17 protein-coding genes are annotated in these 20,050 nt (G+C 61.7%); 7 read left to right on the top strand and 10 right to left on the bottom strand.

The window, feature by feature from the left end; genetic code table 11:
• Positions 1 to 726 precede the first annotated feature (726 nt).
• The 7 genes from KA354_21395 to KA354_21425 all read right to left on the bottom strand — a co-directional run bounded on the left by KA354_21395 (position 727) and on the right by KA354_21425 (position 6,716).
• Entirely contained in the window at positions 727 to 1,359 is a 633-nt protein-coding gene (locus tag KA354_21395; GenBank protein MBP7937208.1) for a hypothetical protein, read from the bottom strand.
• Positions 1,352 to 4,156, bottom strand: a complete 2,805-nt coding sequence (locus KA354_21400; GenBank protein MBP7937209.1) for a TraM recognition domain-containing protein — start codon at positions 4,154 to 4,156, stop codon at positions 1,352 to 1,354. Before KA354_21400 ends, KA354_21395 begins: the two co-directional genes overlap by 8 nt.
• Positions 4,153 to 4,812 carry a hypothetical protein gene (locus tag KA354_21405; protein MBP7937210.1) on the bottom strand — a complete coding sequence of 220 codons (660 nt, stop codon included), beginning with the start codon at positions 4,810 to 4,812 and terminating at the stop codon, positions 4,153 to 4,155. Before KA354_21405 ends, KA354_21400 begins: the two co-directional genes overlap by 4 nt.
• A 5-nt stretch (positions 4,813 to 4,817) precedes the next feature.
• A complete protein-coding gene (locus KA354_21410; GenBank protein ID MBP7937211.1) occupies positions 4,818 to 5,462 on the bottom strand; it encodes a winged helix-turn-helix domain-containing protein in 645 nt (214 codons plus the stop codon).
• A gap of 388 nt (positions 5,463 to 5,850) precedes the next feature.
• Positions 5,851 to 6,057: a hypothetical protein gene (locus tag KA354_21415; protein MBP7937212.1), complete on the bottom strand. Its 207-nt coding sequence runs from the start codon at positions 6,055 to 6,057 to the stop codon at positions 5,851 to 5,853.
• A 60-nt stretch (positions 6,058 to 6,117) separates the two neighbouring features.
• Complete coding sequence (locus KA354_21420; protein MBP7937213.1) at positions 6,118 to 6,420, bottom strand: DUF2958 domain-containing protein; 303 nt, start codon at positions 6,418 to 6,420, stop codon at positions 6,118 to 6,120.
• Positions 6,421 to 6,473: 53 nt separating this feature from the next.
• Positions 6,474 to 6,716, bottom strand: coding sequence for a hypothetical protein (locus KA354_21425; protein ID MBP7937214.1), 243 nt, complete (start codon positions 6,714 to 6,716; stop codon positions 6,474 to 6,476).
• Positions 6,717 to 7,809: 1,093 nt separating this feature from the next.
• Between KA354_21425 and KA354_21430 the strand changes: the two genes are divergently transcribed.
• Positions 7,810 to 8,745, top strand: a complete 936-nt coding sequence (locus KA354_21430; GenBank protein MBP7937215.1) for a hypothetical protein — start codon at positions 7,810 to 7,812, stop codon at positions 8,743 to 8,745.
• Between the two features lie 64 nt (positions 8,746 to 8,809).
• Here the strand turns inward: KA354_21430 and KA354_21435 are convergent, their stop codons facing one another.
• On the bottom strand, positions 8,810 to 9,109 hold the full coding sequence (locus tag KA354_21435) for a hypothetical protein (protein MBP7937216.1): 300 nt from the start codon (positions 9,107 to 9,109) through the stop codon (positions 8,810 to 8,812).
• Between the two features lie 405 nt (positions 9,110 to 9,514).
• Positions 9,515 to 10,648, bottom strand: coding sequence for a PDZ domain-containing protein (locus KA354_21440; protein ID MBP7937217.1), 1,134 nt, complete (start codon positions 10,646 to 10,648; stop codon positions 9,515 to 9,517).
• Positions 10,649 to 11,210: 562 nt separating this feature from the next.
• Here KA354_21440 and KA354_21445 point away from each other — a divergent pair.
• Positions 11,211 to 11,528, top strand: coding sequence for a hypothetical protein (locus KA354_21445; protein MBP7937218.1), 318 nt, complete (start codon positions 11,211 to 11,213; stop codon positions 11,526 to 11,528).
• Positions 11,529 to 11,584: 56 nt separating this feature from the next.
• On the opposite strand, the gene KA354_21450 is transcribed toward KA354_21445, so the two are convergent.
• The gene (locus KA354_21450) at positions 11,585 to 11,788 is read right to left on the bottom strand and encodes a hypothetical protein (GenBank protein MBP7937219.1); all 204 of its coding nucleotides are present in this window, start codon (positions 11,786 to 11,788) and stop codon (positions 11,585 to 11,587) included.
• Positions 11,789 to 12,156: 368 nt separating this feature from the next.
• On the opposite strand from KA354_21450, the gene KA354_21455 reads away from it, so the two are divergent.
• From KA354_21455 to KA354_21475, 5 genes are all read left to right on the top strand, one after another.
• Positions 12,157 to 12,405, top strand: a complete 249-nt coding sequence (locus KA354_21455; protein MBP7937220.1) for a hypothetical protein — start codon at positions 12,157 to 12,159, stop codon at positions 12,403 to 12,405.
• A gap of 94 nt (positions 12,406 to 12,499) precedes the next feature.
• Positions 12,500 to 12,775 (top strand): ferredoxin family protein, encoded by a 276-nt coding sequence (locus KA354_21460; protein ID MBP7937221.1) that lies wholly within the window; start codon positions 12,500 to 12,502, stop codon positions 12,773 to 12,775.
• 187 nt (positions 12,776 to 12,962) lie between these two features.
• Positions 12,963 to 14,057, top strand: a complete 1,095-nt coding sequence (locus KA354_21465) for a DUF932 domain-containing protein (GenBank protein ID MBP7937222.1) — start codon at positions 12,963 to 12,965, stop codon at positions 14,055 to 14,057.
• Positions 14,058 to 14,764: 707 nt separating this feature from the next.
• Positions 14,765 to 18,112, top strand: coding sequence for a right-handed parallel beta-helix repeat-containing protein (locus tag KA354_21470; protein MBP7937223.1), 3,348 nt, complete (start codon positions 14,765 to 14,767; stop codon positions 18,110 to 18,112).
• Between the two features lie 97 nt (positions 18,113 to 18,209).
• On the top strand, positions 18,210 to 20,050 hold a 1,841-nt coding region (locus tag KA354_21475; GenBank protein ID MBP7937224.1), incomplete at its 3' end, for a hypothetical protein.

Below are 20,050 nucleotides of genomic sequence, written 5' to 3' on the forward strand. Positions count from 1 at the left end.
GGGCGGTCCGGACGACGCCCTGCAAGCCGATGTCGCGGGCTTCATCCGCAACCTGCTCGATAGCCTGACTTGAGGGCGGGCAGGTGCGAGCCAATCGGATGACGGGCTTCTGAGCCGCATCACGGCTGGTCAGGGGTGATCCTATTGGCGAGTGCAAACGAGAGCCTGATGTCGCATCCGCCGTCTTGCTACAGCAGGGCTCTCACCCCGGCGTACAGGCCGAGACCGATCAGGCAACCGAGGTGAAACATGAGGATGTCGTCAGCGAGCCGGGAAGGGCGACGTCGCCGCCGGCGGCCGAGGGCTGTGCCACTCTGCTGCCGAGGTGCCGGGGAGACACGAAGCGGAGCCCGGCCAGCCGGAGCGGGGCCATCCGGCCGGAACGGCCGCGCGTTCATCTTCCGGGGCGGGATGGGACCCGCCCGGCGAGATGCGTGCGATCGACTGTGGAATCTGCCCATAACCGCACCGTAGCACGGCGGCCGCCGGGGCGCAAGAATACGGCGTTTCCAAGGTGCCGGGGCGGGATATAATGTATTGAGACGACTCGATTTTTCACACCCCCCCCGTCACGGGTGATAAATCTGACGGGATGCATCGACTTGGGTTCCTACCCAGACTGATGCGCGAGCGGCTGCGATCGTTTGACACCGGGACTTCCTGGTAGACGCCGGATACGTCGGAGATCGCCGCCGCGGGAACGAAGACCCCAAGGGGTCTTTGTTCTTATGGGGGCAGCCTGGTCCGTCGCACAATCACCGGGATCTCGACCCAGGGATGCACGAGCCTGGACACCAGCGGCCGTCGCCGAAGCCACAAGCCCAGCTCCCGAGCCTCTTCTGCCCTCCACATCAGGAAACTCAACACAAAGCCGTCGCCCATTGCAAAGTACGACCACAACTTGAACGATGGGGCATTGACCTCCGATTGCAGCCGAGTGAGGACACGCTGCAGATCGCTCGGACCCTCCTTCCGCGGCGGTGGCTGGACCCGAATGAGTGCGAGCCGACGATTCGTCTGGTCGGCATAGCACAGGGCATGTCCAATGGGCGGCAGTTGATACTGTTCGATCAGGGGGCGCGTCAGCCGATCCAACTGTTCCGTAGCCAGAGCCGGTCGCAGTGGCGTCGTGAGACATGTGAACCAGAGGGCGCCGTACCGCTGCACACACTGGGCTCTTGTGAGCCTCTCGCCCGGCTCGACCAGCAACTTACCAAAGCGTCGAAGCTCACCGGCGTTGACCATCGCCTGCAGTATGTGCGAAGCAGCCTGCCGATCACCGCCCAGCAGCAGCGCAGCCACGGCCGTCTGAGTCGTGAGGCGATACAGATGGACGTGGGCGAGGACCTTGTCAGCCAAAGCTCTCGAAGAGGCTGGCAAGCTGCTCTTGTGCGGCAATCTTGACTTCGGCATCGTGTTCCTCGGGCGACTTCTTCGCGACCGTCGTGTGAATCTGGCCCTCTGGCCACGGACGTTTCTGCAGGTTCTCGTAATCTCCCTTTTCCATGGGGTATTGGGTCTGGCACAACACCGGCAATCCGGCGAACTGGCTGTATCCTTCTCCGCGGCTGACGTGCAGTACATACTGGAGAGGGTGATCAGTCATCTTGAGAATTTCGTTTCTGGTCATGCGCGGTTTCAGCCATTCACCCCAAGGTCGCTCCATCGCCTTATCGGTGGTTCGGATGCTGGTGTCCGCTCCCATGAGAATGGCCACTTCCTCGCCAGACATTTCGGATAGCGTCTTGATCTCCTCGTTATCGCTCAACCCGAAGTACATCTTGGCGCGGGTGTTGGCACGCACCGTCGGCCGCAGGTCGATATCGTGGGTACGCAGATCGCTTTGGGTCTGGTTCGCCAGGATGGCCGATATGCCGAAGCTTCTGGCCTGTTCCAGAATGACCTTGAAGTTCTCGCCGGCAATGCGCTGGAACTCGTCGATGACCAGGTAGACCTGCCGAGGCTCGCCGCCCGCTCGTTGCCGGTCAATGGCCGCCGTCAACAGGGCGAAGAGGGCAAGCTTCCCGATCTCGCGAACGCTGATGCTTTCGAGGGCGGCCGGCAGCCAGAAATACGCCACCTGGCGATGCTCCAGGAGTTCCGGCATGTAGATGGCGTGCTCGGGGTGCTCAAGGTTGCCGGCGGTTGCGAGCATGGGGTATTCGGCGAGGGCCTGAATGGTGGACACCAGTTCGAAGGAATCCTGCTTGTAGTCGGTCTGACCCATGACGCCTTCGCCCGGTCGACGCCGCTCTGTCAACCGCATGAGCCGCTCGCTCAGTTCCAGAATGGACTGAGGCTTGGGGTCTTTGGTCAACGCGTGGTAGAGCAGCAGACGGTTGCGCCGGGAGTAATAGCTGCGTCCATACCCTTCGCCGTGATTCAGGTTGAGAGCGTCCAGGAACAAGTGGCACAACTGGATGTCGCTTCGCGCTTCCGACGCGAAACTCTGGAACGGATTGAAGAAGTGCGACGCCTTGTTCTTTTCCGGCGTGAAGAAGCGGAAGGCGTACCTCGGATCGCTTTCCTCGGTAATCTTGGCCTGCTCGCGACGCTTCAGCAGTTCCTCACGAACCACCTGGAACAAGGCCGGGTCGCCCTTCAAGTCGAGAACAACGATCGGGGGTGGTGGCGTGATTGTTTCGCGGTGGTCTTTGACTTGAAGCCTCCCCCGTATCAACTGAATCAGCAGCGGCATGATCCCCAGCGACGTCTTGCCGCTGCCGCTCTCGCCCACGATGTAGCAGTGCTCAGAAAGAACATTCTCGTGCAGGAGGACGGGGAACTGGGCGTACGGTTCGACGCCAGCGAACAGGTGGGCGGCCTCCTCGATCTTGGTCTTCATCGGCGGGTACTCACAGGTGTGCCGAGATTGCCGGAGCCGATCGATGTAGCATTGCCATTCCGGCCGCGTATCGTGGGCCAGGGAGCCTTCGACCGATTCGCGCAGCGCGGTGATCGCATTCACGGGGCGGCTGTACAGTGCGAGAAGAACGAGCATCGGCAAGACGTACACGAAAACTGCAACCAGCAGGAACACCCAAGCATAGCCGGTGTTGCCTTCGCTCATGCTGTCCAGCACCGGACTAATCCAACCATACGGCGTACTGAAAAACGCCTCCGAGTCGAAATCGCGTGGCCGCATCGCAGCCAATCGCCAGAAATCGATCGAATCTCCGGATTCGCGCGGTCGATCACAATACGCTTGCAGTTCCTTGATATCCCCTTCGATGCTCGACGCCACCCAATCGGCGGGACAGAACATGTAGAGTCCGACGGTCAGCGAGAGAAACAGCGGAACGGCGATCTTCCAGAGGCCCAGGTGACGCTTCGCCAGCGAGTGCTCCGGCACCCATACACCCGGGGCAAGGCTGGCGGCGTCTCCGTAAGTGATGTACTGTCCCAGAACGAGCATCAGGCGGTGGAACACTCGCCTCAAGCCCAATAGCTCGCGGCGCAACACAGCAAGGCACACGCCAGCGATACCCAGGATCGCCAGCGTGGGCGAAAGCTCAGGCACGAAGATGGTAATGAGCAGAATCAGGGCAAGCACGCCCAGACGCGGGCGCAGTGAAACATCTTCCATCCGCCGACGAGCTTCGGGTGTCAACCGGTGATGGGCGTAGATCCACGACCGATAGAACACGAACGGCCGCTTGCCTTCGATGGCGAAGAACACCAATGTCACCAGCGAGAAGAGCATCGCAGCCGACATGCGCGAAGACGTGATCCTTCCAACCACCTGGAAGACCACGAACGCGACCACAGGCGAGGCGATCAGTGCCCCGCGGGAAAACGCGCTGGTCGGTCCTTTCGACCCCACGACGAAGGTAAGTCCGAACGCGATACCGCCGGCGGTCGCCAGGCCGGTATTGAACGAGATGAACGGAGCGGTGATGACCGACATCATCGCGGCGAGGAGGCAAATCAGGAAGACGAAGAGAAGATACAGCTTGGCCATGCCGCGGAGTTCCTCGTCGTCGGGCGATGCCTGGCGGTAGGCCAGTTCCATATTGGCGGTGGCCGCCGCCGGTGGCAGGCGGTCCCAGTTCACATCCGTGGTGGTTGGCGGCGAATAGATGATCGGCGAGCGGCGTACTTTGGACGCGCCAGTCCTGGTGGCCTTGCTGATCAGTGCCTTAAGCCTCTCCATCATAGAGACAGCTCCTTTTGAACGCTGTGGGGCCCGGGCACCGGGACTACCGCTACATAAGCCGATTCGCCGAGCCGCTCCCTGTTGATTCTGTCAACCAGTTCCCGGACCCGAGGTCGCTCCGCCAGGATCACAAACCCGTAGTCGCGATTCCGGATCCAGGCCGCCAGCGTGGAATCCTGCGCCGTCGCACGGAGGTCGTGATGGACCTTGCGGGCCACATAGCCGGCTTTCGCTTTGAGCCCGACCACGTGAACACGCAGCACGCGATACCCGGTAGCCGCTTCGGCGACGTGAATCCCCTTGGGAGCCGATGGCAAAATCGCGTCAAGTTCCCGAGGCTCCAACAGCCGCCGTTGGCCCTCATGCATGCAGCAATACCAAAGCACACCCAGCCAGGTACGCAGGGCCTGGCCGCGAAGGAGACGAGCCCGCGATTCCGGCACCCTGCCCGTCGTCCCCAGTCGGGTGAGCTGGTAATAGCAGCGTCTGCGGGGCAGCACCTGGCGGGCTTGAACGTAGCCCTGCGAGATCAGGCGGGTTAATACGTTGCCGCAGCCGCTGCTGTCTGCCGAGAAAAACAGACGATCGAGTACCGGGCGGAGGGTCAGCCGATACCGGCCGATGTGGTCCAGGATTTGACTGTCACGGTCCTCCATCGCGTTCACCACAGCTCATAGCCCCGGCCCTGGGACTCGCAGTAACCGTGGAAATCCGACAGCTTCACGTGGTCGTAACTGCCGCCGAATTCGATCGCCGTTCGTTGCCGTCCATCGCAAACCAGGGCATCGGGAACCTTGATACCCTGGCCGACCGGCAACGCGGCTTCGCCTACCCACGAGGCGGCTCGCGTGGGCAGCTCCCGACGCATCAGCAAGTAGACGGCCGCGAGGTGAACGTCGTGCGTGACCTCGCTGTCCTGGGGAGCCCGGCCGCCGTGCCCACTGAACGCGGCTCCCGCTTGTTCGGTCCCGACCACACAGGGCGTTGAGACCTCCGGCTGATTCCATCGCTCCTGTAACCGGCCCGCCAGCTTGCCGAAGTTCGCAGGCGCCTTGCCGGGGTACCAGATAGTGTGCGGATGCTGCAGCGGCAGCTCCGGGTGAGCCATCGCTCGAATGACCTCAACCCATCCGTCTCGCTCCAACTGACGAACCCGTCGCCAAGCCCGCCGTTCTGCTTGATGTGACTCGCTCCACCAGGTTCGGGCGATCTGCCGAATGGACAAGACGCAGACACGGCGGGTCAGCGTCTCCAGGATCTCCCTGTCCCGCGGCTGAAGCTCAAGGATCGATGTGTGGCCGGGCACGGCTCGGATGATACCGCCAGACCCACCGGACGTACAGGAAAGGCGCCGTCTTGGTTGGTGCAAGAACTGTGCCCGACTGAACACATCAAGAACTTGCTTCATAGTACTTTACATCAGAATGGGGGCATTGGACAACCCATTTGATAAGGGCCGGTTTATCCAATGGGTTGAGTGAGGGCTTTGTTTGGCGGTCGCGGTCCTCCCCATTCGCCCACGGTGGGCTTTTCCATGGCGGCTTGGCGGGCTTCCGGTGCATGTTCAGACCCTCGCGGAAAAAACCGTCTGGGCTGATTACGGGAATCTGGGCGCGCGTCAGGTGTGCGTCAGAAGGGGCTGTTGATCGACATGGGGTGAGAAGGCCGGCAGGTGTCCTGCCGGCCTAGTGGACTCAGCGTCTGGGGCGCTCGTGATGGACCAGCCAGCCGTCTACGCGCCGGATCGTGTTAAAAATGTGCTTGTCCCGTCCCTCGCGCGGCGAGGTCTCCAGGTAGTTGGCCAGTTCATCATCCCAAAGGTAGTCGAGGATGGCCCGGATCGCTTCCTGGATGTAGGCCGGCAGTTCGGGTTCGTTGTTGAATGGATGGTCATTGGTCATGTTCGTCTTCTCCCATCGGATGGATAAAAGGGGCCTTGGACAGGCCCCAGCTTCGAGCGGCTACCGCCCGAAAGCATCCGTCAACTGACTGGCCGCCACCGGCCGAAAGTACATGTCCCGTTCAACCCGCAGACCGCCCGGCCCGCGGATGGCTTCAAGCTCGGCCAGGCTGAAATAGCCCCATTCGCGCTCGAGGCCGTCGACCAGTCCGAAGAACAGGTCCTCCCCGTCGAACTCGGTGGCGTACCAGGTCCAGAATGTCCAGGGGGTGAAGAACTTCACCTGAACCACCGGGTCCTTAGCGCGTTCGGTCTCGTACAACCTGGGTAAGTTTTCCTTGATTTCCTTCGTGAGTAACTGCATGGCTTTCCCTCCCATCGTGCGGGCCGGCGGTGGTCCGCCGGCCGCGGTTTGCATCACACCAATTCCAGGTCCTCCAGCGTCGCGGCTAAACCGTCGACGTCATCCCCGAGCAGGTCGGCCAGCGCGGCTACCGTTTCGAGCCGGCCTTGCTCCCGCGTCGAGTGTTTCGGCGGTTCCTTCGGGCAGCACGGACAGTGTTCAATCCGTCCCCCGCGCCGCTTGAACCCGCCCGGGTCCTCATGCAGCACGTAATCCATGTCCCACGGTTCACCACAGCGAATGCACACGAGGTCCATATTCCCTCCAATCATCAAAGGCCGACGGTTTCCGCCACCGACCGGGTTTCTATGCACGTGTTGTCGACGCCCGACTCTCGTGAGGCGGCCTGGGCCGCATTGAAAAGCCTGACGCCGTTCGTTCGCCCCCAATGGCGAACGGCGGCAGGCTTTTCAAGACAACATCGAGCGGAAGGGAAACCGGCGGCGGGGTGGAGCTACGCAAAGAGCGTGACAGGGCCGAACGGATTCAACTGACTTGAAGCAAGAGACGGCGCCGGCCCTGGCACGATCTTTGGGGCGGGGCGGGCCGGTTGCCCGCGCCGCTCTCCTCAGCCGGCGGGAAGGTGAGGCTCTGCCGAGCCTGTGGGTGGTGGTGGCGGCGATTCCCAGCGGCAAAGAAAGGGCTTGCGCTCTTGTGAAAGCGACGTATGCTTAGGGGAGCGGCACGGCATGTCTGGCCGCTGGGCTTAAAGGTGGGTCGGGGCAGTTGTGGAAGCAGGCTCGGCAGGCAAGGGTGCGACCTGGCATCGGTCGCCCCTGCCTGGGATGGCAATCGTGGGTGTACTACGTTCGGCTGATTCAATCCGAACCATAGCACGCCTGTTGAATTCGTCAATCGGAAAACCATTCGCTCGCGGATGGATCACTGCCCTGAGCATGCCCATTCCCGACCACCTCACTGCGAAACGACAGTTCGGAGGGGAATATGGGCCGACACGACGAGCACACCGCACAACGTTTCCACAAACCAGAAGGCGGATATCGCGTCATTCCTGCGCGCCACATCTACACGGTTTGGTCCGCGTACCGGACCAGGATGATCTCACTGCTTGGCCTGCGGGTATACCTGGCCTTACATGAAGTCGCCGAGCGTCGACACGCCGACGGATTCCGAGGCCACAAGCGACCGTTGCCTGCGAGCCCATCCGATTGGCTGACTGATCCCGTACCCGAACTCCACCAACTCGTGGGCTGTGCCCGTCCTTCTCAGGTGCGGGCGGCCCTGCGGCAACTGGTCTCGGTCGGGCTGGTCGGGTTGGATGCAAGCCGTTGCAGCCTCGCCCGTGGCGCCGCCAATGCATCCCCTGTGTTGCAGGAAACCGCCCGGTCGATGGAGCGTCACCTGGGTCGGCGAGGCCGCGTGCCGTTTCCGCGTCGGACACTTCGGCAGATCGCCCGCGAATGCTCTGCGGCCAAAGCCGCGGTCATGCTTGGCACCGCGATGCGCTGTCTCTACCGTCACGACGAGGGACAATGTTCAACTGCGGGTTCCTGTTCAGCCCGGCTTCTGGCGGACGCCTTCGGCTTGCATGTTCGAACCGTCAAGGCGGCACGAATGCAACTGCGGCAGGCCCGCTGGCTCTTGTCCATTCCGGCAGACCGTTGGCACGTCCAGCGGTTTGGTGGACGTTTTCAGGTCAACATGGCGTGGTCTCCATCCAACACCAATTCTTCACCCCGGTTCATGCCCAATCACACCGAACCGCCACCCCCCATAATCAAACAGGAACTCCATTCGGAGATCGAAACCAGAAAACCCGACGTGGTGGCTGAGGAGCACTCATCCGCAGAAGTACCGGCCCCGCCGAGGCTGGCCCGCATCCTGATGGCCGACCTCCGGGATTCCGGCCGGCTGATGAGCCTGTTCCAGCAGGCGGTAGCCCGCGGGTACGTCCGAGTTTGCGAAGCCGACCGCTTACGGTTCTTCGCCGCCGCCGAACACGCCCTTCGCGTCGGTCACGGAAATCCGTGTGGACTGTTTGCCCAGACTGTCCGGCAAGGGCTCTGGCGGTTCAGCAGCGAACGTGACGAAGAGCGAGCCCGGCGGCGGCTTCGCGGTTTAGTGAGCGGGATGCTGGTGCCGGACATGGCTCCCCCGCATGACCCCGAGGTTTGGCGACTGGTCCGTCGTGTGGCACATGAACGTTCTTGGCCACGCGACGGCGTTCGGGTTGCCGGCGTCCGCCCCGCCGCCCACCGTCTTCGAGCGCCTCAAAACCAACAGCCGACGATTGCGCGGCCTTCCAAATCGTGCAATACTGCGTAAAAAGCGGCGTAAGCCGCGGACCCAATGGGTCCGCGGCTTACACTCAGAACTTACAGATGGGCCATTAGACGAATGCTGTGAGTACGAGACCACCGAAAGTGATCCCGCCACCGAGCAGCATCATCGCGAGGTCCCGACCAGTCACCACCGGTTCTCCAACCAGAACAGTACTGCTGGGTTTCCGGTGTTCGAGGAAGATAAGCGTCTTACCATGCCGCCTCACCTCGAAGCTGACCTCAAAGTCGACATCCTCTGACTTGATTACCTGCTTAATGTTGCCGCGGTAATCAACTATCACAATCATGTCGACATTATGATTTCCCGGGCGCATGCCCGGAAAATCGGCGATTCTTACCTTAATCACGATGTTTCACTCCATCGTTAGAACAGGTCCCACCAGGGCTACACCCTGGCGTGGAGCTGACCCGCTCGTTCATCACGCGCTCCCCCGACGACCCGTGGGGTCATCGAGGCAACGGGCAATGCCGCTCCGATAAGTCTCGCCCTTCGTCGGGGACCTCATGCCCGACACACAAACCGTCAGTTTTGACCCATGACGGTGGGGGGTGAAAAAATCACGTTCGACGGGTCGCATCCGGGGGCAGCCTCGTTACCCCGACACGGATACTCCCTTTCTGTATTGTATCCACCCGCCGACCACGGTTCACGACCCCGCCGCAGGTGGCCTGAGCCGGCAAGCAACGCCGCGATGCGACCCTACGGCCCCACCCCTCCCGATGTCCGCCGGGTGGCGGTCACGGCGGTGTGCCTATTTACACACGATCACGTCCGTATTTCCCCGCCTGACGTGCAGGAGTGCCTGGGCGGTCGCGCCGGTGGCAACGGCGTTCAAGACATCTTCGAGCTTCGCTTCGGTCCAGTAGTCGCACCGGATCGGGTGCCCGTTGAAGCTCTCGATCACGTCGCCCACCTGAAGGCCGGCGGCGGCCGCAGGCGAACCACTGCGGATATAAGTGACCTGCAGCCGCTCCTTGATCACCCTGTAGTGAAGGCCAAAGTCAGGTGCGTCCCCGAGCTTGAGCCGCTTGGCCGTGACGGTCGAATAGATTGTCCCCTCTTCCATCTCGTACAGCTTCAAAGAAGCCAGCGGAAAGCCGACTGATGCGGCCATCTTCAAGTAATCTTCGCCCCGGGCCTTGTCTCCCGTGGCGACCAGGGCTCGCCCTTTATGCTCCATGAAGTAACCGCGCCCGTAATCGTTCCTCAGGAACTGGGAGTAGGCTTTGTCGAATTTGGCCACTTCCAGGGCCCGGGACGCCAAAGGGCTAATCTCGGCGTGCTTGCCCTGAGCGTAGTAGGCCCGGATGACGCAGTAGTAGGGTCCGGGATCACGCGGCTGGAGGCACAAGGCGATCTTGCCGTACATCTCGGCCTTGACGAGGTTTCTGGTCGGTTTCTCCGCCCAGTGTGCATCATGAACGGTGGACGCGAAGGCCCAGTAGACCCAGTCGTTCGAGTCATAGAAGATCGCCCGGACAACCGCATCCAACGCCTCTGCGGGTTGTCGTTGATCCCAGGCCATATGGTAGATTTTCTCGTACATCTCTGCCCGCGTCTCGTTGTATCCACCGGTCACGGCCAGGTGCAGCGTGGATTGGCCCGTATCGATCACGGATTTGTAGTCCTTGTCGATGACAGGGGCGATCGCCTCAAAGTCCTTCACGCTCCCCGTCAGGGCGAAACGCAGCACCTTGACCGTGAAGTCCTTCTGCTGCTGGCTGGCAAATGAGTCGAGCAGGCGTTCGTAGGGCATGTTCGATTCATCCAGGAGCGGGCCCTGCTCGGCTACCGGTGTTGGTTTATCTTCCGCCAGGGCAGTGATCGGCAGCAATAGGCTGGCCAGAACCAGCACCCGTCGAAGCCATCGTGATTCCGCTGGCAAGGTTGCACCTCCTCCATAACAGATTTACGTGGGTCGATTCGATATCAGTTCTCCTTGACTGCATCGCCTTCGGGGGCTGATGCCGGGCGGACGTTTGACGTGAGCAGCCCGGGTACCCGGGCTGCTGGCAACCGGCCATGGTCCACGCCCGGTTATCAGCGGCACCATGTTACCGCGCAGCCGGTCCGTCGAGGAGCCCTCGGGCTCGGGACCGTACCGGCAGAGGGGCAGGGATGCTTAACCGGTCTGCGGACCGGTTCTGCCGCCGGCCCGTCGCCCTCGGGTCCCGAAGGCCTGGCGGCCCTTCTGGGTGAGGACCCGAGGGCGACGGCCGTAGACGGCAGGGGATGCAGGCCACCCACCTGCGGCGGGTGGGCGGGAGCACCCCCGGCCAAAGGTCTCGCATCATAGGGGTGGTGGGCCGACCACGGGTCGCGGAACGAAAACCGCTCGCCGGCAACCCCCTGGCTGTGATAAGCAGCAGAGATGCCGGTATCTGTAAGCGCCGGGCGTCAGACGGCCCGGTGGAGTCTGGCAATGCCGTCAACCACGGAGAAATCACATGATCAAAACCATTCACATGTTCTGGTCAGGACAGGTGACCGCCGAAGTGCTGGAGGTCGCTTCCGACCACGGGCTCGGCTACTCGCTCGCCATCCACCGCAGTTGCCCGGAAACCACCGGCGTGGAAACCCTCTTTGTGGCCAAGGGCCAGGAACTCCACGACATTCGGGCGGTCGTGGATTCCGCCCTGGGGCTCATTGAACACCTGCTGGATGGAGGATCGCACGAGGCTTGGTGCAATCGGCGGGGCTACAGCATCGGGTCGGTGGCCAACTGGGGCGGTCCATTGAAAAAGGAGCCCGCCGACACGTCATGAGCACCCGGATTCCCGGCCGCGGCCGGCGTGGTTCGATGGCCCCTCTGGTTGAATGGTCACCGCCCAGTCTGTTCCGACACCCTGGCCGGCAACGCCCGAACCTCGCCCCGGAGGCCTTCGATCTCCGCAAGAACCGCCTGGATCTCCGGCAAGGCCAGCTCGCGGACGGCACGCTGCATATTCAGGCGGGTTGGTGGGCAAGTCGCGATCAGCGTGGCCAGCGTGACATTCTTGGCGGAATGTGGCATATAAACGATCATGGACGCAGGCTTCACTTTGGTGCTGATGTTGGGCGCCTTCGCGTTTGCCCACCCCGACGCCGCGGCCGTCGCTCTCCTTGGCTATCTCGCGATACTCTTCGCGCGTCGTCGTTGACCGCGACGCCTACACGGGCCGTCTGGGGCGTTTCCGCATGGTCAGCACCTCCCATGTTCCCCCGGGCGATTCTGCTTTCGGCCGTAAGAGTTCTCCAGGTCTTCGTGACTCCTACGAGTGTCATACCCATACCGGCCAGCCCTGTCTTCTGCCGGGCGGCGTGGTCCCACGTCACGTTCCCCCGCAGCGACAGCATAACCCACGTGTCAGGTGGGAGACGATGACCTTGCCAAAGTTATGAAGGAGGTGCTTTATGTCCAAGCCAGTCAATCGACCCGTTCAGGAAGTCCGCCACGGCCACATCAAGGCCTTGGTATGGGCCAACGAGACGAGCAACGGGACGCGTTTCAACGTGACCCTTGTCCGCATCTACAAGGATGGCGAGGAGTGGAAGGAAACGTCCAGCTTCGGCCGCGACGACCTGCTGCTCCTGGCCAAGACCATCGACCAGGTTCACACGTGGATCCTGGACCAGCAGGCGACTGCATCCGAGGCAAGCTGACCGACGGTTACCATTGGGCCGGCGTCGGCCCACACGCAGAGGTTTTATACGCGGGTCATGTCTCCACCTGGCCCCTTGAAATGAGGATGCCCAGATGACCCATGTCATTACCCAACCCTGCCGGGGACCCCGCTGTGCCGCGTGCCTGGCGGTCTGTCCGGTGGACTGCATCGGCCCCACGCCGGCGGAACCCGCCTGGTCGCGAGCAGCCATGCTCTACATCGACCCCGAATTGTGCATCGACTGTGGGCTGTGCGTGAGTGAATGCCCGGCCAAGGCGATTTTTCCCGAGTATCGTCTGCCCTCGCGGTGGCGGATCTTCATGCTCATCAACGCCATGTTCTTCTGCCTGACCAAGAATCGGCGGTAGCGGGCGATCCAGAAGTTTCTCCCTTCTCCACGTCACGCTTCACGCCGGCCGACGCATAACCCTGATCGAGAGGATCGGCATTTCCATTGTGCTGACGGCCGAGTCCTCCCCATGAGAGACCGGTGGTGCAACACAGGTTACTCGGCAGGCGGAAACGCTTGTTCTCATTGAATGCAAGGAGACATCCATGCCCAATCTCACACGCGCATGCGAAGAAATGTTCCGGCGGACGGAAGATGAACGATTCGGCACGCTCGTCGAACTCTGGCAGCATTGCCAGGAAGACCGCGAGCGGTCGGTCGAACACTGGCCCGCCACCCAGCGGCTTCGGCCGCTCTCCCAACCCGGCACCGTGGTGCTGGGATTCGACGATCAGGAATTCTTCATGAACGACTGGTCGTTCTCACAGTTGTGCCGTCTGGCCAACGTCAGCAAGGATACGCTGAATCGGCTGTCGCCGGAGACCGCCGCTCGGGCGCTTCAGGAGACCATGCCCGGCGGCGAGAAGCCGGCCCAGGCGCTCACGTCCGGCTCGACGATTCGGTCGATTCACGGTACCAGCTACACCCGGCTGTACAACGTGGACCTGCTGAACATCGTCCGGGAGTTCGCCACGGACTTCCGGCCACCGCAGGAAGCTGCCGCTCCGCCGACGGAGCTGGCCAACCCGGAGGACACCCCGCCCTGGGAAGAGCTGGAGAAGACGGCCCGGCCCAGGGGAGGAACGGGGCTGTACTGCGGCGAACAGGACATGTTCTGCTTCCTCATCGACCCGATGGGCTGGACGGACATCGACGGCGAGCCCTTCGCTCCGGGATTCTTCCTCTGGAACTCGGAGGTCGGCCGGCGAACGGTGGGTATCCAGACGTTCTGGTTCCAGGCGATCTGCCAGAACCACATCGTCTGGGACGCGGTGGACATCGTCGAGTTCACCCGCAAACACACCGCCAACGTCCACGATTCGCTGGGAGAGATCCGGCGGATCATCGAAGGGCTGGTCGAGAAGCGCGATCAGCGTCGCGACGGGTTCGTCCAGACCATCCGCAAGGCCATGGTCACCAAAATCGGAGACGACGCCGACGAGGTGCTGAAGGTCCTGAGCCGGCACGGCATCCGCCGCAAGGTGGCCGACGAGGCCCTGGAGATCGCCCGCCAGCAGGGAAGATTCACCGTGTTTGCCCTGGTGGATGCGCTCACCCGGCTGGCCGGCAAGCTGCCCAACGCCGGCGATCGCACGGAAGCCGACGAGCGGGCATCGTCACTGCTGGCCCTGGCGGCATAGCTGCCACGGGCGGACATCGAATTGTGAACGGTTTTTCGAGAGGCACATATGCACCACCGGCCTCTCGCCATTCCCGCCCTCGGCAGGGATTTGACATTCAGTATGGCTGGATACCCGCCGAGGCCCAACCAAAGGGCTGCTTTGGTAACACTTGCAGCCCGCCACCGACGGGCATCGTTAACCGGGAGAATGCCCTGCGGAGACCCTTGGGGCCGGTTCTAGGGCTGGGTATAATGCACTTCCTGTGGTGTCGTTCTGAAACCTCAGAAAGGTCCAGATGGGGCCTGGAGCGTTTCTGGAATTCCGGCAGCGTTCCACGTCTTGCGTTTCTGAGTCGACGAGGATTCGACCCACCGCACGAGGTGCGGCCGTGTGGCCGCCCGACTAACGATGTTCGTTTGAGGAGTACCGATTCGGACCGAGCAAAGCTGATGAGATAATCAGCGTTTCAGACTTGAGCGCTTGCCTGGGAAATCGCCAGCCGGGGTCAACCCGGAATTCGGACAACGCGCACGAGGTCTGGACGCACTCCCGCTTGGGGGTGTCGTTCCGGCCCGTGCTTGTCCGAAGGGTCTGGCGACCCTCCCAGGCGGTACGGACAGGCGGCATTCCCTTTCTTAATTCCGCCGCCGTCCACCCGCTCGTTGGCCGCCCATGTCTCGCGTGTGCAAGTCTTGAGAGCGTGTTAGAGGAGGAGGAGGAAGAAGATGCGTCTTGTCATTTCAGCTATCATGATCGTGATAGGGATGAGTCCGTGTATTGCGGTAGGCGGGCCGCCCGTCGGAGAAGACACGTCAGCGGTGATGAAAGAGATCCCACGTGAGCAGGTTCAGGCGTTGGCGGATTCGATCGCCGGCCACACCTTGATTGTGGATTGGCACGGCACCTGGGACTACGCCACGATCCAGGAGGCGCTCGACGCGGCCCAGTCCGGCGACACGATTATCGTGCTGCCCTCGACCGGTTCGCCCAGCGGCGCCTATGTCGAGAACATCACCATCCCCGCCATCCCGCTCACGCTGCGGAGCATCAATCCGGAGGATCCCGCCGTCGTCGCCGCAACCATCATCGACGGCAACCAGGCCGGGAGTGTGGTGACGTTCGCCGAGGGCGCTTCCACAGAAACCGGGTTGAATGGCTTCACCATTCGCAATGGCACCGGGACGGTTTCAGGGGATTTCCGCAACGGCGGGGGAATCTACTGCTCCTCTTCTTCCCCGATGATCACCAACTGCACAATCACAGGAAACACCGTGTCAAACAGCGGTGGCGGAGTCTACTGCTCCTCTTCGTCCCCCACGATTCTCAACTGCATGATCACGGAAAACAACGCGGATGCTTCGGACGGCGGCAGCGCCAGCGGCCAGGGCGGTGGGATTTCCTGCAGCGACGCGTCCTCCCCGATGATCATCAACTGCACGATCACGAGTAACGGCGCGTATGCCTTGGACAGCGGCGACACCAACGGCCAGGGTGCTGGGGTCTTCTGTAGCAGCGCTTCGTCCCCGACAATCACCAACTGTACCATAGCGGAAAATCACGCGATATTCGACGGCGGCGGGGTCAGTTGCAACAATTCCTCACCGACGATCACCAACTGCACAATCACGGGAAACAAAGGGTTACCTGGTGGCGGAATCGCCTGTATCGAATCCTCCCCGACAATCACCAATTGCACGATCGGGGAAAACGGCGACCGTGGGATCTACTGCCACAATTCTTCCCCGACAATCACCAATTGCACGATCACGGGAAACAGCGGGTATCGGGGTGGCGGGGTCGAATGCCGCTCTTCCTCCCCGACGATTACCAACTGCACGATCGCGAGAAACAGTGCATCAACGGGTGGCGGGGTGCACTGCTGGGATCACTCCTCCCCGACAATTGCCAACTGCACGATCACGGGAAACGGCGCATTTTCCGGCGGCGGGATCTATTGCAGCGAGTATTCTTCGCCGACGATCGCCAACTGCACGATGGCGGGAAACAACGCATCGGACGGCGGCGGGATCTACTGCTACAGCAGCTCCCCGACGATCACGAACAACATCGTCGCCTTTAATTCAGCCGCGATCTACAACACCGGATCAGGTGCACCGGTGCTGCGGTACAACTGTGTCTTCGGCAATACGGGATACAATTATTCCGGGGTGACCGACCCTACGGGGACTGATGGCAACGTCTCAGCCGACCCCAAGCTGGCCGACGTACCCCACGGCAACGTCCACATCCAGCCTGACTCGCCCTGCAGGGAGGCCGGCGACGATGCCGTGGTACAGGCCGGCTGGCTGGATATGGACGGCCAGCCCCGCATTCAGGATGGGCGCGTGGACATCGGGGCCGACGAATCAGATGGGACTCGGCACCAGCCGGGCCCCTATGTGATCGTCCGGGTTGCTCCCGATGGCGATGACAGCTATGACGGGTCGCGCTGGGGCTTGGCCAAGCGGACGGTCCAGGCGGGCATCGATGCGGCCGCTACGGCCGGTGGCGAAGTCTGGGTGAGGGCCGGCACCTACCTGGAACGGATCACACTTCATTCGTACGCACATGTCTACGGTGGCTTTTCCGGCCTGGAGAGCCAACGTGGCCAGCGCGCCTGGGCCGCCAATCCGACGGTTCTGGATGGCCAAGCCGATGGTTCCGTGATCACGATTGAAGCCGGTTACCGGGTCAGCACGATTGACGGCTTCATCGTTCGTAACGGCCACGCGTCAGAATACTTGTTCGGAGATTATGGGGGCGGAATCTGCTGTCGCTCTTCCTCCCCGGCGATTGCCAACTGCACGATCGTGGGGAACATCGCGGACTATGCCGGTGGCGGGGTCTCCTGTAGTGGTTCCTTCCCGACGATCGTCAACTGCACGATCACGGGAAACAGCACTGAGATCGGCGGTGGAGTCTACTGCTCCTCTTCATCCGCGACGATTGTCAACTGCACGATCACGGAAAACAGCGCGTACTCTGGCGGTGGGATTTACCACGAGCGCTCTTCCTCTCCGACGATCGCCAACTGCATCATCGCGGGAAACAACGCGGTAGGCGGCGCCGGCGGCGGAGTCTACTGTTATCTTTCCTTTGTCAGAATCAGTAATTGCGTCATCAAGGAAAACAGTGCTCCGCACGGCGGTGGGGTCTACTGCGGCGCGAGCTCTGTTTTCCAGTCCCCGAGCATCGCAAACTGTGCGATCACGAGAAACAACGCAACATCTGGCGGCGGAATCACGTGTAGGGGGTCGTCCCCGAAGATCACCAACTGCACGCTCGTGAGCAATAGCGCACCAGATGGCGGCGGAGTCGTCTGGTTCCCTATGCCTAACGCTGTTACCTCCCCGACCATCACGAACACTATCGTGGCGTTCAATACCTCGGGGTTCTACGGAGTTAACGGCTCCCCGTTTCCGGGCGTACTGACGTTGCAGTACAACTGCGTTTACGGCAACACGGCATATGACTTCTCGGGCGTTGCCGACCCCACTGGCACCAACGGCAACCTTTCTGCGGATCCTCTGTTCCGCTCGGCCAGCCCCGGCCCAGATGCCACCTGGGGAACTACGGATGATGTCCTGAACAGCTTACGACTACAGGCCGAATCACCGTGCATTGATGCGGGGAACAATGCCGATGTGCCGGCTGACCTGGCCGACCTCGATGGCGACGGCGACACGACCGAGCCGATGCCGTTCGATCTGGCCGGGCTGTTGCGCTTTGTGGATGATCCGGCCACTGCGGACACCGGCGCGGGCACGCCGCCAATCGTGGACATGGGCGCGTACGAATATTTTCTCACCGCCAAGGCCGACTTCGATACTGACGGCGATGTGGATTCAGACGATCTGGCCGTATTCGAGGCCTGCGCGACGGGCCCTGCGGTGCCGTACAACCCGGCCGAACTGCCCGAACCCGAGCCCGGTTGCACGCTGACGCCGAACGGTAACGGCCATATCGCAGCCGACTTTGATGAAGATAGCGATGTAGATCAGTCAGACTTTGGCATGTTCCAACGCTGCTACAGTGGTGAAGGCAACACGGCTGATCCCGATTGTACCAATTGAGCCGCGCGGTCATACGGGCGGAAAAAGGCCGCAGGACATGGAACGTTGACTCGTCCACAATTGTGCCTGGAAAGGACAAAACAAGAGGAGCAATAACATGATCGTTTTCGCTGATACTCCGCCGGTACGCAAGTCAAGCGTGTTGTGGATGATGATGATCGCGGGCATCGGACTGACGGCATGCAGCAGTTGGTCTTTCGCTGAGTGCTCGGGACAGTGGACGTTCCCAGCGGACATTCCCGGAGTTAACGTCGACGGTATCGTCTATGCCGCCGTGCTCTGGGACCGCGACGGCACGGGTCCGCAGCCGGAGCGGCTAGTCATTGCCGGAGACTTCTGGTTGGCCGGGGGCATCGCGGCAAGAGATATCGCCGAATGGAACGGGATGTCGTGGATGCCGTTGGGCCCCGGATTCACGGGGAGCAGCGACAGGGTCTACGCGCTCACCGTTTACGATGGAGCGTTGATCGCCGCGGGCAGTTTCGCCAGCGTAGGGGGGATTACGGTCAACAACATCGCCAGGTGGAACGGATCCTCCTGGGCGCCATTGGACATCGGCTTGACGGGCGGGACGAGTCCCACTGTCAGAACGCTCGCCGTTCACAACGGCGGGTTGATCGCAGGAGGTTCATTCACCACTGGCAGTGGGATTACCGTGAACAACATTGCCAGGTGGAACGGTTCTGCCTGGACGCCTTTCGACACCGGCTTGACGGGCGGAGCAGCGCCTGCTGTCAGGGCGTTGACGATCCACGGCGGCGAACTGATCGCGGGCGGCTTATTCACTACCGGCAGCGGAATCTCCTTGAGAAGCATCGCCAGGTGGAGCGGCTCCGCGTGGACGCCCGTGGGCGACGGTTTGACCAGCACAAATGCCAGAGTCGAATCGTTGGCTGCGTACAACGGCGAGCTGATCGTCGGAGGCAGCTTCTCGGAAGCCGGTGGGGTTGAAGTCAGCAACATTGCACGGTGGAACGGTACTTCATGGGCTGCCCTCGGTTCCGGCTTGAACAACATCGTCTTCGCTCTTGGGGTTTACGATGACGAACTGATCGCGGGTGGAACATTCACCGCCGCCGGAGCGGTCACAGCCACCAGAACCGCCACGTGGAATGGCTCCGAATGGAACCCCATGGGTGAAGGACTGCGCAACGGCTACGGTATTCCGGCTGCTTACGACTTTGTGGTCCTTGGCGGCGAAGTCGTTGCCTGTGGCAACTTCCATCTCGCCGGCGACGTGTCCGCCTACAGTGTTGCCAGATGGAATGGCGTTTCCTGGGCGCCGCTACTGATGGGGATGAACAATCAAATCCAGTCGTTCACCGTCTATAACGGCGAACTGATCGCCGGAGGAGGCTTCACGGAAGCCGGGGGAAGACCAGCCAATGACCTCGCGAGGTGGACCGGGATCTCCTGGTCTGCGATCGGCTCGGGAGCCATGGTAGGCGATTATCCTGGGGTCGGTGCCCTGACGGTCTACAACAATGAGTTGATCGTGGGAGGTTCGATCACGCAGGCCGGAGGAGTCCCAGTCAACAACATTGCCAAGTGGAACGGGAACTCCTGGGCTGCGCTTGGGTCTGGAGTGACCGGCGAGTACGCCACCGCCTACGCTTTGGCCGTCTACAATGGTGACCTGATCGTCGGAGGCACATTCACAGATGCTGGGGGAGTTGCCGTCAACAACGTCGCCAGATGGGATGGAACATCCTGGGCTTCGCTTGGCTCAGGTTTGGTTGTAGGCGGTTATCCTGGGGTTGGTGCCCTTACGGTCTACAACAATGAGCTGATCGTGGGAGGTGCGATCACGGAGGCCGGAGGAGTCCCAGTCAACAACATTGCCAAGTGGAACGGGAACTCCTGGGCTGCGCTTGGGTCTGGAGTGACCGGCGAGTACGCCACCGCCTACGCTTTGGCCGTCTACAATGGTGACCTGAT

The organism is Phycisphaerae bacterium (assembly GCA_018003015.1).
Lineage (GTDB): Bacteria > Planctomycetota > Phycisphaerae > UBA1845 > PWPN01 > JAGNEZ01.